12 protein-coding genes are annotated in these 11,725 nt (G+C 65.4%); all 12 read right to left on the reverse strand.

What is annotated here, in order from left to right; all coding sequences use genetic code 11:
• Positions 1-4 precede the first annotated feature (4 nt).
• Positions 5-1,687 carry a class II poly(R)-hydroxyalkanoic acid synthase gene (gene phaC / locus VA602_RS15720; protein WP_323453669.1) on the reverse strand — a complete coding sequence of 561 codons (1,683 nt, stop codon included), beginning with the start codon at positions 1,685-1,687 and terminating at the stop codon, positions 5-7.
• A 136-nt stretch (positions 1,688-1,823) separates the two neighbouring features.
• Positions 1,824-2,675: a poly(3-hydroxyalkanoate) depolymerase gene (gene phaZ, locus VA602_RS15725; protein ID WP_063546564.1), complete on the reverse strand. Its 852-nt coding sequence runs from the start codon at positions 2,673-2,675 to the stop codon at positions 1,824-1,826.
• A 60-nt stretch (positions 2,676-2,735) separates the two neighbouring features.
• Complete coding sequence (phaC, locus tag VA602_RS15730; protein ID WP_063546562.1) at positions 2,736-4,415, reverse strand: class II poly(R)-hydroxyalkanoic acid synthase; 1,680 nt, start codon at positions 4,413-4,415, stop codon at positions 2,736-2,738.
• Positions 4,416-4,648: 233 nt separating this feature from the next.
• Positions 4,649-5,026 (reverse strand): gamma-butyrobetaine hydroxylase-like domain-containing protein, encoded by a 378-nt coding sequence (locus VA602_RS15735; protein WP_063546560.1) that lies wholly within the window; start codon positions 5,024-5,026, stop codon positions 4,649-4,651.
• A gap of 154 nt (positions 5,027-5,180) precedes the next feature.
• Positions 5,181-6,524 (reverse strand): ATP-dependent protease ATPase subunit HslU, encoded by a 1,344-nt coding sequence (hslU, locus tag VA602_RS15740; protein WP_054894846.1) that lies wholly within the window; start codon positions 6,522-6,524, stop codon positions 5,181-5,183.
• A 76-nt stretch (positions 6,525-6,600) separates the two neighbouring features.
• Complete coding sequence (gene hslV / locus VA602_RS15745) at positions 6,601-7,131, reverse strand: ATP-dependent protease subunit HslV (protein ID WP_054894845.1); 531 nt, start codon at positions 7,129-7,131, stop codon at positions 6,601-6,603.
• Between the two features lie 178 nt (positions 7,132-7,309).
• The gene (locus tag VA602_RS15750) at positions 7,310-8,581 is read right to left on the reverse strand and encodes a dihydroorotase (protein WP_112899344.1); all 1,272 of its coding nucleotides are present in this window, start codon (positions 8,579-8,581) and stop codon (positions 7,310-7,312) included.
• Entirely contained in the window at positions 8,578-9,582 is a 1,005-nt protein-coding gene (locus tag VA602_RS15755) for an aspartate carbamoyltransferase catalytic subunit (protein WP_054894843.1), read from the reverse strand. Before VA602_RS15755 ends, VA602_RS15750 begins: the two co-directional genes overlap by 4 nt.
• A 12-nt stretch (positions 9,583-9,594) precedes the next feature.
• Positions 9,595-10,113, reverse strand: a complete 519-nt coding sequence (pyrR, locus tag VA602_RS15760) for a bifunctional pyr operon transcriptional regulator/uracil phosphoribosyltransferase PyrR (RefSeq protein WP_054894842.1) — start codon at positions 10,111-10,113, stop codon at positions 9,595-9,597.
• Between the two features lie 46 nt (positions 10,114-10,159).
• A complete protein-coding gene (ruvX, locus tag VA602_RS15765) occupies positions 10,160-10,585 on the reverse strand; it encodes a Holliday junction resolvase RuvX (protein ID WP_054894841.1) in 426 nt (141 codons plus the stop codon).
• Positions 10,585-11,154 (reverse strand): YqgE/AlgH family protein, encoded by a 570-nt coding sequence (locus tag VA602_RS15770; RefSeq protein WP_054894840.1) that lies wholly within the window; start codon positions 11,152-11,154, stop codon positions 10,585-10,587. Before VA602_RS15770 ends, ruvX begins: the two co-directional genes overlap by 1 nt.
• Positions 11,155-11,264: 110 nt before the next feature.
• On the reverse strand, positions 11,265-11,725 hold a 461-nt coding region (locus VA602_RS15775), incomplete at its 5' end, for an energy transducer TonB (protein WP_323453670.1).

Here is an 11,725-nt window from a genome sequence, read left to right on the forward strand (position 1 = left end):
GGGCTCAGCGTGCCATCACGTAGGTGCCAGGCGCCGGCCCGAGCGGTGGGTAGGAGGGGCTGCCCAGTTCGGTCTTCGGCGGTCTGAGGCTGCCTGAGCGGCGTGAGATCCACTCCAGCCACTGCGGCCACCAGGTGCCGTCGCTACGGGTGGCATCGTGGAACCAGGCGCGAGGGTCGCTGGAGAGCCGAGGGTTTTCCAGGTAATAGGCCTTGGGGTTGCCGGGAGGGTTGATGATGCTCTGGATGTGCCCGCTGTGCGACAGCACGAAGCGTCGCTCGCCGCCCAGCAGCAGGGCCGAGCGATACACCGCGTCCCAGGGTGTGATGTGATCGTTGCTGCCAGCCACGGTAAAGCTGTCGACCGTGACCTGCCCGAGGTCGATCGGTGTGCCGCACACCTCCAGGCCACCCGGCTGCACCAGTGGGTTGAGCTTGAAGAAGTCCAGCAGCTCGCCGTGCAGGGCTGCAGGCAGGCGAGTGTTGTCGGCGTTCCAGTAGAGAATGTCGAAGGCGGGTGGCGTCTTGCCGAGCAGGTAGTTGTTGACCCAGTAGTTCCAGATCAGGTCGTTGGGGCGCATCCAGGCGAAGATCCGCGCCACCTCGCCGCCATCGAGCACGCCGCGCTGGTAGGAGCGTCGCTTGGAGGCCTCGAGGGTCTGCTCGTCGGCGAACAGGCTGGCAGGGCTGTCGAACTGGCTGTCGAGCAGGCTCACCAGGTAGGTGGCGCTGCGCACCTTGCGCAAGCGCCCCTTGACCTGCAGATGCCCCTGCAGCGCGGCCATGGTCAGCCCGCCGGCACAGGCGCCCATGAGGTTGGGGTCGCGGTTGCCGCTGATGCTGCGACAGGCGTCCAGCGCTTCCTCGAGTGCCTGTACGTAGCTCGAAAGGCCCCATTCGCGGTGGCACGGGTCGGGGTTGCGCCAGCTGACCATGAACACCTGCAGGCCGTTCTTGAGCATGTATTGCACGAAGCTGTTGGTCGGCCCCAGGTCGAATACATAGAACTTGTTGATCTGCGGCGGCACCACCAGCAGCGGGCGGGTGTACTGTTTTTCGCTCATCGGCTTGTACTGGATCAGCTCCAGCAGCTCGTTGCGAAATACCACCGCGCCGGGAGTGGCGGCCAGGGTGCTGCCGACTTCGAAGGCGCGATCGTCGACCTGGCGCGGCAGGCCGTCGTTGTGGCGCAGGTCGTCGAGCAAGTGGGCGAGGCCGCGCACTACGCTCTGGCCACCGGTGTTGAGCATTTCCTTGACCGCCAGTGGGTTGAGCAGCGAGTTGCTTGGCGAGACGGCGTCGGTGAGCAGGTTGAACAGAAAGTGCGCGCGGGCTCTGTCGTCATCGTCCAGCGAGCTTTCCTCGATCCACTGGCGGGTCTGCTTTTGCCAGGCCAGGTAGGCCTGCAGGCCGCGCCGGTAGAAGGGGTTCTGGCTCCAGGTCGGATCGCTGAAGCGCGCGTCCCGAGGGTGCGGCTGGTGGGGTGTGTCGCCGAGCAGCACGCGGCCCAGCTGGCCGCCGAGGCTCAGCAGATGGTGGGCGGTGTGCAGCGGATTGCGCAGGCCTATGCGTCCTACCTGACGCAGGGTCGAGATCAGGTCGCGACCGCGCAGACCGGCGATGGCGTTCTGCACGTTCATGCTGGTGGCCGGGATCGGTGTCGTCCCCTTCGCCGGTTTGTCCTTCATGGCAACAATCCCTCGTCGATCCTTGTCTGCGGTGCTGCCTTCGCGGGCAAGCCCGCTCCCACCTGCACTGGATCTGTGGGAGCGGGCTTGCCCGCGAAGGCAGCACCGCCGAGTAACTGAATGTCCTGGCGCCCGCTTACCTGCGCGCCACCGGCCGCGGATGCATGACCGCACGCTGACGCTCTTCCTGGAGGAATTTCATGATGATCGGGGCGACGGCCTCGGCGCGGGTGATCAGGAACAGGTGGCCATCATCGATTATGTGTAGCTGGGCATTGGGAATTCGCCAGGCCAGCAGGCGCATGTTGATCAGCGGAATCAACGGGTCATCGTCACCGGCCAGCACCAGGGTCGGCTGGTGGATCTTGTGCAGCCAGTGGATGCTCGTCCAGCCAAGCCCCGCGAACAGTTGCCAGTAGTAGCCGGTCTTGCCCCCGGAGCGCACCTTGGAGGCGTGGTGCAACGCCAGGTCCGGGTCGCGGCGGAAGGCGCCGCCATAAATCATCGGCGCAATGCGGATCACGTGCGACGGCTGCACATAGCGCCGCGGGCTGGCCATCATCCACAACACCTTGGGCTTGCCGGGCACCATGAAGGCCCCCGCAGCGGTGGCGGCGAGCACCAGTTTCTTGCAGCGCTCGGGATAGTCGTGGGCGAACTGCTGGGCCAGCGCCCCGCCCCAGGACACGCCGATGACATTGACCTGGCCGTAGTCCAGGTAGTCGAGCATGCGTGCGGTGAGCTTGGCCAGGCCCGGGAAACGATAGGGGTGGCGGGGCGTGGACGAGCCGCCGACACCGGGTACGTCGAAGGCGATGACCTCAAGGTCCGGGTCCAGCGCCTCGATGAATGGGAATACCAGCTCGAGGTTGGCGCCAATGCCGTTGAAGATCAGCAGCGGCGTCAGGTGTGGCTTGCCGGGGCGGACGGCGGTGCGGATGGACTGGTTGTCCAGCTCGACGGTCCTGAATACGTAGGGTTGCGACATGCGCCTGACTCTGTGATGGATGAAGCGCCGCAGCCCGCCGGGTGGCCGCGGCGGTGCGACTCAACGCTCGTGCACGTAGGTCCCCGGGGCCGCTTCGCCCGCGCTGTAGGCGCGATTGCCCAGGCGCGTCGGTGCTTTCTTCAGCTCACCGGCGCGTTCACCCAGCCAGGCCTGCCAGTGCAGCCACCAGGAGTCGGCGTGCTTGATCGCGTTCTCCTGCCAGGCCAACGGGTCGTCCGGGCGGTCTTCACCGGTCAGGAAGCGCGCCTTGGGGTTGCCTGGCGGGTTGAGGATGCTCTGGATATGGCCGCTGTTGGAGAGCACGAACTCGATCTTGCCGCCGAACAGGTGCGCCGAGCGGTAGCACGACTGCCAGGGGGTGATGTGGTCGGCGGTGCCGGCGACGCTGTAGATATCGCACTGCACTTTCTTCAGGTCGATGGCGGTGCCGGAGACTTCCAGCGCGTCGGCGCGGGTCAGCGGGTTGGTCTTGAACATTTCGATCAGGTCGCCGTGGAAGGCGGCCGGCAGGCGTGTGGTGTCGTTGTTCCAGAACAGGATGTCGAAGATCGGCGGCTCGTTGCCGAGCAGGTAGTTGTTGACCCAGTAGTTCCAGATCAGGTCGTTGGGGCGCATCCAGGCGAACACCTTGGCCATGTCGCTGCCTTCGAGCACGCCGGCCTGGTAGGAGTGGCGCTTGGCGGCTTCGAGGGTCTGTTCGTCGACGAACAGTGCCACTTGGGTATCGACCGTGGTGTCGAGCACGCTCACCAGCAAGGTCAGCGAGTTGACCTTGGTTTCGCCCAGCGCGGCGTAGTGGCCCAGCAGCGCGGTGCAGGTGATGCCGCCGGAGCAGGCACCGAGCATGTTCAGGTCCTTGCTGCCGGTTATGGCCAGCACCGCGTCCACTGCTTCCTTGAGGGCGTCGATGTAGGTCGACAGACCCCACTCGCGCTGGGCCTTGGTCGGGTTGCGCCAACTGATGATGAAGGTCTGCTGGTTGGAGCGCAGGCAGAAGCGCGCCAGGCTCTTTTCCGGGCTCAGGTCGAAAACGTAGAACTTGTTGATCTGTGGCGGCACCACCAGCAGCGGGCGGCTGTGCACCTGCTCGGTGATCGGCCGGTACTGGATCAGTTCCAGAACGTCGTTGCGAAACACTACCGCACCTTCGCTGGTCCCGAGGTTCTTGCCAACCTCGAAGGCTTCCATGTTCACCTGGCTGGGCATGCCGCCGTTGTTGACCATGTCCTTGGCGAGGTTGGACAGGCCATCGAGCAGGCTCTTGCCGCCCGTCTCGAAGAAGCGCTTGACCGCCTGCGGGTTGGCCAGTGTGTTGGTCGGCGCCATGGCTTCGGTCATCAGGTTGATGACGAACTGGCCGCGGCTGACATCCTGGGGCGACAGGTCACTCTCGGCGATCCAGTCGTTGAGCTCCTTGCGCCAGGCCAGGTAGGTCTGCAGGTAACGGCGATAGAGCGGATTCTGGCTCCAGGCCGGATCGCTGAAGCGACGGTCATCGCTCTCGGGATGCAGGTTGGACTTGCCCAGCAGCACGTTTTTCAGTTCCAGGCCGAAATGGGCCACATGCTTGGCGCTGTGCAACGGCTGACGCACCGCCTGGCGCAGTACGGTGCGCGCGGAGCTCAGCAGGTCCTTGCGACGAATGCCGATGACCGGATTCAGGCCGAGGGTGTTTTCCGAGGCCTGTTTCTGCAACTCATCGTTGTTCTTGTTACTCATCTACGACGCTCCGTTGTCCTGAGACGAGTACCGGCTGGCTGTGGCGGGTACACAGACGACCGCCCGGTACTGCTGCTCGGGTGACCAGTGATAACGAACAGATGCAGGAACTTGCCAGCCCCATTGGTTACCCGACTTTCATGCAATGCGCAAGACAGCCAGTCATTGGCTGTCTGTAAGTCATTCAAACAGAACACATTAGAAAATGCGCTCTAACGCCTGGGAAGCTTGACCTAGAGCATTAGCTTGACCACTGACTCGACCGGGTCGCGGGATTTGCCGGCTTTGTGCAGTTCGTCGAGGTACTCGGCCCACAGCTGTTCCTGGCGCAGGCACAGTTGCTCGAGGTATTCCCAGGTGAACAGGCCGCTGTCGTGGCCGTCGTCGAACGTCAGTTTCAAGGCATATTGGCCGGCAGGTTCCAGGCCGCTGAGGCCGACGTTGATCTTGCCGAACTGCAGGATGGGGTTGCCGTGGCCCTGGACCTCGGCGGAGGGGGAGTGCACGCGCAGGAACTCGGCGGGCAGGTGATAGACCTCGCCGGGGGCGTAGGTGAGGGTCAGGGTCTTCGAGGCTTTGTGCAGGTTGATGGCGGTGGGGAGACGGGCCATGGGGGGAAATCTCTCGGGAGCTGATGGAACAAGCTTCCAGCTTCTGATGGAGGGATTCAAGGGCCCATTCGCGGGCAAGCCCGCTCCCCAGGGGCACCACATACTTCGGCATTGTGGTGACCCCTGGGGAGCGGGCTCGCCCGCGGTGGTGGTATTACAGGATGTAACGCGACAGGTCTTCGTTCTGCGCCAGCTCACCGAGGTGGCTGTTCACATAGGCGGCGTCGATGTTGATCGGCGTCTCGTCATGGGCGCTGGCCAGGTCGCCGGCACTGAACGACACCTCTTCGAGCAGGCGCTCGAGCAGGGTGTGCAGGCGGCGGGCACCGATGTTCTCGGTCTTCTCGTTGACCTGGAAGGCGATCTCGGCCAGGCGCTTGATGCCTTCGTCGGCGAAGGCGATGTTCAGGCCTTCGGTCTTGAGCAGCTCGCGGTACTGTTCGGTGAGCGAAGCGTGCGGCTCCTTGAGGATGCGCTCGAAGTCCTGTGGCGTCAGGGCCTTGAGCTCGACGCGGATCGGCAGGCGGCCCTGCAGCTCCGGTACCAGGTCGCTCGGCTTGCTCAGGTGGAACGCACCGGAGGCGATGAACAGGATGTGGTCGGTCTTGACCATGCCCAGCTTGGTGTTGACCGTGCAGCCTTCGATCAGCGGCAACAGGTCGCGCTGCACGCCTTCGCGGGACACATCGGCGCCGCCGACGTTGCCGCGCTTGGCCACCTTGTCGATCTCGTCGATGAACACGATGCCGTGCTGCTCGACGGCTTCCAGGGCCTTGGCCTTGAGCTCTTCCTCGTTGACCAGGCGGCTCGCCTCCTCGTCACGGACCATCTTCAGCGCTTCCTTGACCTTCAGCTTGCGCGCCTTGCGCTTGCCTTTGCCCATGTTGGCGAACAGGCTCTGCAGCTGGTTGGTCATCTCTTCCATGCCGGGCGGCGCAGCGATTTCGACGCCCACCGCATCGGCGACTTCGATCTCGATTTCCTTGTCGTCCAACTGGCCTTCACGCAGGCGCTTGCGGAACAGCTGGCGAGTGTTGGAGTCGCTGCTGGACTGCTGGGCTTCCTCGTTGAAGCTGCTGACCCGCGCCTGCGGCAGCAGGGCGTCGAGGATGCGGTCTTCGGCGGCGTCTTCGGCGCGGTGGCGCACACGGACGATTTCCTGCTCGCGCAGCATCTTCAGCGCGGCATCGGCGAGGTCGCGGATGATCGACTCGACATCACGGCCAACGTAGCCGACTTCGGTGAACTTGGTCGCTTCGACCTTGATGAACGGAGCATTGGCGAGCTTGGCCAGGCGTCGGGCGATTTCGGTCTTGCCGACGCCGGTAGGGCCGATCATCAGGATGTTCTTGGGGGTGACTTCGGCACGCAGCTCGGCAGGCAGCTGCATGCGCCGCCAGCGGTTGCGCAGGGCGATGGCGACGGCACGCTTGGCGTCGTCCTGGCCGATGATGTGGCGGTTGAGTTCGTGGACGATCTCGCGGGGGGTCATGGACATGGTGAATTGGGTCCTGGGGCGTGGTGAGTCAGCGTGGGAAAAAGTCCCGCAGTGAGCGGGACACCAGATCAGCTGATCACTCGGCCAGGTCCTGCTCCTCGATGGTCAGGTTGTGGTTGGTGAACACACAGATGTCACCGGCGATATTCAGTGCGGTCTCGGCGATTTCGCGGGCCGAGAGATCGGTCTTGTTCAGCAGGGCGCGGGCTGCGGCCTGTGCGTAGGCGCCACCGGAACCCATGGCGATCAGGCCGTCTTCGGGTTCGACCACGTCACCGTTGCCGGTGATGATCAGCGAGGCGTCCTTGTTGGCCACGGCGAGCATGGCTTCCAGGCGGCTCAGCGAGCGGTCCGTGCGCCACTCCTTGGCCAGTTCGACGGCCGCACGCACCAGGTGCCCGGAGTGCTTCTGCAGTTGCGATTCGAAGCGCTCGAACAGGGTGAAGGCGTCGGCGGTGGCGCCGGCAAAGCCTGCAATGACCTCGCCGTTGTACAGGCGACGGACCTTCTTGGCGTTGCCTTTCATGACGGTGTTGCCGAGGGATACCTGGCCGTCGCCGCCCATGACGACTTTGCCGTTACGGCGGACAGAAACGATGGTGGTCAAGAGAGAGTCTCCACGCAGCGGGGCGAAAATGCCTGTTGCAGACTCATATGGGGGGAGGTGGGAAGGATTTCAACCGGGGGGGATGAATGGTCGGATTGGCAGTGGCATTGAAGTGGGGCCTTCGCGGGCAAGTCGCAGCGGCTGCTCGCTGCTACGACTTGCCCGGGAAGAGGCCTACTCAGGCCTCGTGGCAGACATGCCCATCGACCAGGGTGTAGCGCACTGCGCCCGGCAGGCAATGCCCGATGAACGGGCAGTTTTCGCCACGGGAGAACCACTGCTCGCCGGCCACGGTGGAGGCGCTCGGGTCGAACAGCACCAGGTCTGCCGCACCACCGACCTTCAGCTCGCCCGCCGGCAGGCGCAGCGCCTGGGCCGGGCCGCTGGACAGCCGTGCCAGCAGGGTCGGCAGGTCGAGCAGGCCGTCCTCGACCAGGGTCATGGCCAGCGGCAGCAGCAGTTCGACACTGCTGATCCCCGCTTCGGTGGCGCCGAACGGTGCCAGCTTGGCATCGCGCTCGTGGGGCTGGTGGTGGCTGGAGATCGCCTGGATGACGCCCGACTTCACCGCCTCGCGCAGGCCATCGCGGTCGGCCGGGGTGCGCAGCGGTGGCTGTACGTGGTACAGGCTGGAGAAATCGCGCAGCGCCTCGTCGGTGAGGATCAGCTGGTACAGCGCCACGTCGGCAGTGACCGGCAGCCCCAGTTGCTGGGCCTGGGCGATCAGCCGTGCGCCGCGGGCGCTGGTGATCTGGGTGAAGTGCGCTCGCACGCCGGTCTGTTCGACCAGCAGCAGGTTTCGCGCCAGGGCCACGGTCTCGGCGGTTTCCGGTATGCCCGGCAAGCCAAGGAAGCTGGCCATGGCACCTTCGTGGGCCAGGCCTCCGGCTGACAGGTCGCGGTCCTGGGAGTGGAACACCACGGTCAGGTCGAAGGTGGCGGCATATTCCAGGGCGCGGGCCAGGGTCCGGTTGTTGGGGATCTCCTTGAGGCCGTTGCCGAAGGCCACGCAGCCGGTGTCGCGCAGGGCCACCAGCTCGGCCAGTTGCTCGCCTTCCAGGCCCTTGGTCAGGGCGCCGATCGGGTAGACCTTGCTGTTGGCTGCCTCGCGGGCGCGATCGAGGATCAGTTCCGCGACGGCCGAGGTGTCGAGCACCGGTTTGGTCTGCGGCGGGCAGCACAGGCTGGTGACACCGCCGGCCACGGCCGCGCGGGTCTCGCTGGCAATGTTGCCCTTGCGGCTGTAGCCCGGCTCGCGCAGGGCGACGTCGAGGTCGACCAGGCCGGGTGCGGCCACCAGGCCGTCGGCCTGGATCGTGCGGCTGGCGCTGAAGCCTGCTGGCGCTGCGCCGAGGGCAACGATGCGACCGTTCTCCAGGTGCAGGTCGGTGATCTGGTCCAGGCCGCTGCTGGGATCGATGACCCGTGCGCCGATGATGCTGATGGTCACAGGGCGTTCTCCTGGTCGAGTTGACGTTGCGCGTTCTGGCCGCTCATGGCCATCGACAGTACGGCCATGCGCACGGCGATGCCGTAGGTCACCTGGTTGAGGATCACCGAGTGCTTGCCGTCGGCCACCGCCGATTCGATTTCCACGCCCCGATTGATCGGGCCCGGGTGCATGACGATGGCGTCCGGCTTGGCACCGGCCAGGCGCGCGGTGGTCAGGCCGAACAGGCGGTAGAACTCGCCCTCGCTGGGCAGCAGGCCACCGGCCATGCGCTCACGCTGCAGTCGCAGCATGATCACCACGTCGACGTCTTTCAGGCCCTCGGCCAGGTCGGTGTAGACCTTGACCCCGTACTGCTCGATACCGATCGGGATCAGCGTCTTCGGGCCGATCACACGGATGTCCGGGCAACCCAGGGCCTTGAGCGCGAGCATGTCGGAGCGGGCTACGCGCGAGTGCAGGATATCGCCGACGATCGCCACCGAAAGGTTCTCGAAGCTACCCTTGTGCCGACGGATGGTCAGCATGTCGAGCATGCCCTGGGTCGGGTGGGCATGGCGGCCATCGCCGCCGTTGATCACCGCGACCTCCGGGCACACGTGCTCGGCGATGAAGTGCGCGGCGCCGGAGTCGGAGTGACGCACGACGAACATGTCGGCAGCCATGGCTTCCAGGTTGCGCAGGGTATCGAACAGGGTCTCGCCCTTGCTGGTCGAGGAGGTCGACACGTTCAGGCTGATCACGTCGGCCGACAGGCGCTGGGCGGCCAGTTCGAAGGTGGTGCGGGTGCGGGTGGAGTTCTCGAAGAACACGTTGCACACGGTCTTGCCGCGCAGCAACGGAACCTTCTTAACGGCCCGGGCGCCAACTTCGAGGAAGGAGTCGGCGGTGTCGAGGATCTCGGTGAGCAGTTCGCGGGGCAAACCGTCGAGCGAGAGGAAATGGCGTAGCTGGCCCTGATCGTTGAGCTGCAGCGGGCGCTTGGCGTCGAATGGCGTCATCGCGGGGGACTCTTAAAGGGCGGATGCGGGGGCGAGGTCCTGGCGCTCGAGGGCGAGCGGGGCGGGTCCGGTCAATTTTACCCGTTCATGGGCCGCCAAGGACAGCGTCGCACCGAGCACATTCGGGCGGATCGGCAATTCGCCTGCGTCCAGGTCGAGCAGGCAGACCAGGGTCACGCTGGCCGGGCGCCCATAGTCGAACAGCTCGTTGAGCGCAGCGCGGATGGTGCGACCGCTCATCAGCACGTCATCCACCAGCACCAGGTGCTGGCCTTCGATCTCGAACGGCAGCTCGGACGGGCGCACCTGCGGGTGCAGGCCGTTCTGGCTGAAGTCGTCGCGGTAGAACGACACGTCGAGGGTGCCCAGCGGGCTCTGGTCGCCAAGCGCTTGCTGCAGGGCCTGGGCAACCCACACGCCACCGGTGCGGATACCGATGAAGCGTGGCTCGGCGATGGCGCGGCGCGCCAGGTGGGCGCGAAGGTCGACGGCCATCTGCCGGATCAGGTCGGCGGGATTGGGTAGGCTCATTGCGTGCTCCTTGGGGCGCCGGCATCGCCGGCAGCAAAGCGGATGGTCAGGTATTGGCCTCCAGCCAGCCCTGCAGCAGCAGTGCAGCGGCGATGGCGTCGACCGGGTTGTCGCGGTAGCTGCCACGCTGGCCGCCACGGGCCATCTGTTCGCCCTTGGCCTCGAAAGTGGTCAGGCGTTCGTCGTGGGTATGTACCGGCAGGTTGTAGCGTCCATGCAGGCGGCGGGCGAACTTCTCCGCGCGTTCGCTCATCTCGCTGGGCGTGCCGTCCATGTTCAGCGGCAGGCCGACGACGATGGCGTCGGGTTTCCATTCCTTGATCAGTTTCTCGACCTGGTTCCAGTCCGGCACGCCGTTCTGTGCCTTGAGCGTACACAGTTCGCGGGCTTGGCCGGTGATGACCTGGCCGACGGCGACGCCGATCTGGCGGGTGCCGTAGTCGAAGCCCAGCAGCAGGCGCAGCTCGGCCATCAGGCGTGCCCTGCCTGGCTGGTCAGCAGACTGAGGTTGATGCCCAGGCTTTGCGCGGCGGCCTGCAGGCGCTGCTCGCAGGCCATGCCGAAGAGGATCTCGGGGTCGAACGGGCAGTTGAGCCAGGCGTTATCGGCCAGCTCCGCCTCGAGCTGCCCGGCTTCCCAGCCGGCGTAGCCCAGGGTGATCAGGCTCTGTTTCGGGCCGACGCCCTCGGCGATGGCGAACAGCACATCCTGTGATGTCGACAGCGACAGACCTTGCAGCTCGATGGTGGCCTGGTAGGTGCATTCGGCGCTGTGCAGCACGAAGCCGCGGTCGGTCTGCACCGGGCCACCCTGGTAGATCGGGATCTGCAGGGTGCTGGCAGGCGGTTCCTCATCCGGGCGCAACTGCTCGAGGATATCGGCCAGGTTCAGCTCCTGCGGGCGATTGACCACCAGGCCCATGGCGCCGTTGGCGTTGTGCTCGACGATGTAGGTGAGGGTCTGGGCAAAGTTCGGATCGGCCATGTGCGGCATGGCAATCAGGAACTGGTGCTTGAGGTAGCTCGGCGTGAGGGTTTTCATGAGGGGTAGTGTGGCGTCAGGTGGCGAGGCTGACAAGCTGGCTGTGCGGTGTATGTACCGGCCCCATCACGGGGCAAGTCGCAGCGACGGGCCGACACAGCCCGTACCGGTCAATTGCTCGACAGCCGGTCCCCACGCGCGAAGCGCCAGGTGCGGATGATCTCCAGGCGGTCGAACTCCGCCAGGTCCCCGGTGAACGGCGCGAACGGTGCCGCAAGGCGAACGATGCGCTGGGCGGCCTGGTCCAGCACCGGCTGCCCGGAGGATTCGAGCACCAGCACTTCATACAACGAACCGTCGCGGTTGATCGACACCATCATCCGCAGGCTGCCGTACATCTGCTGGCGTCGGGCTTCTTCCGGGTAATTGAGGTTGCCGATCCGCTCGACTTTCTTGCGCCATTCCTCTTTGTACCAGGCCCCCTTGTCGCGCATGGTCGAGGCCGCGTTGAGACGATGGATGCGGGGGCGCTTGGCATACAACTGCTGTTCGTTGGACAGCTCGGCCTCGAGGCTGGCGATCTGGCTCGACAGCTGCGAGCTGTCGAAGTCCGGCACCGGCGCGGGGGGCT

The organism is Pseudomonas machongensis (genome assembly GCF_034961125.1).
GTDB classification, from domain to species: Bacteria; Pseudomonadota; Gammaproteobacteria; order Pseudomonadales; family Pseudomonadaceae; genus Aquipseudomonas; species Aquipseudomonas machongensis.

Coding starts and splice junctions, on each gene's coding strand:
- phaC (WP_323453669.1), bottom strand. CDS start 1,687: ATGAAGGACAAACCGGCGAAGGGGACGACACCGATCCCGGCCACCAGC.
- phaZ (WP_063546564.1), bottom strand. CDS start 2,675: ATGTCGCAACCCTACGTATTCAGGACCGTCGAGCTGGACAACCAGTCC.
- phaC (WP_063546562.1), bottom strand. CDS start 4,415: ATGAGTAACAAGAACAACGATGAGTTGCAGAAACAGGCCTCGGAAAAC.
- VA602_RS15735 (WP_063546560.1), bottom strand. CDS start 5,026: ATGGCCCGTCTCCCCACCGCCATCAACCTGCACAAAGCCTCGAAGACC.
- hslU (WP_054894846.1), bottom strand. CDS start 6,524: ATGTCCATGACCCCCCGCGAGATCGTCCACGAACTCAACCGCCACATC.
- VA602_RS15755 (WP_054894843.1), bottom strand. CDS start 9,582: ATGACGCCATTCGACGCCAAGCGCCCGCTGCAGCTCAACGATCAGGGC.
- pyrR (WP_054894842.1), bottom strand. CDS start 10,113: ATGAGCCTACCCAATCCCGCCGACCTGATCCGGCAGATGGCCGTCGAC.
- ruvX (WP_054894841.1), bottom strand. CDS start 10,585: ATGGCCGAGCTGCGCCTGCTGCTGGGCTTCGACTACGGCACCCGCCAG.
- VA602_RS15770 (WP_054894840.1), bottom strand. CDS start 11,154: ATGAAAACCCTCACGCCGAGCTACCTCAAGCACCAGTTCCTGATTGCC.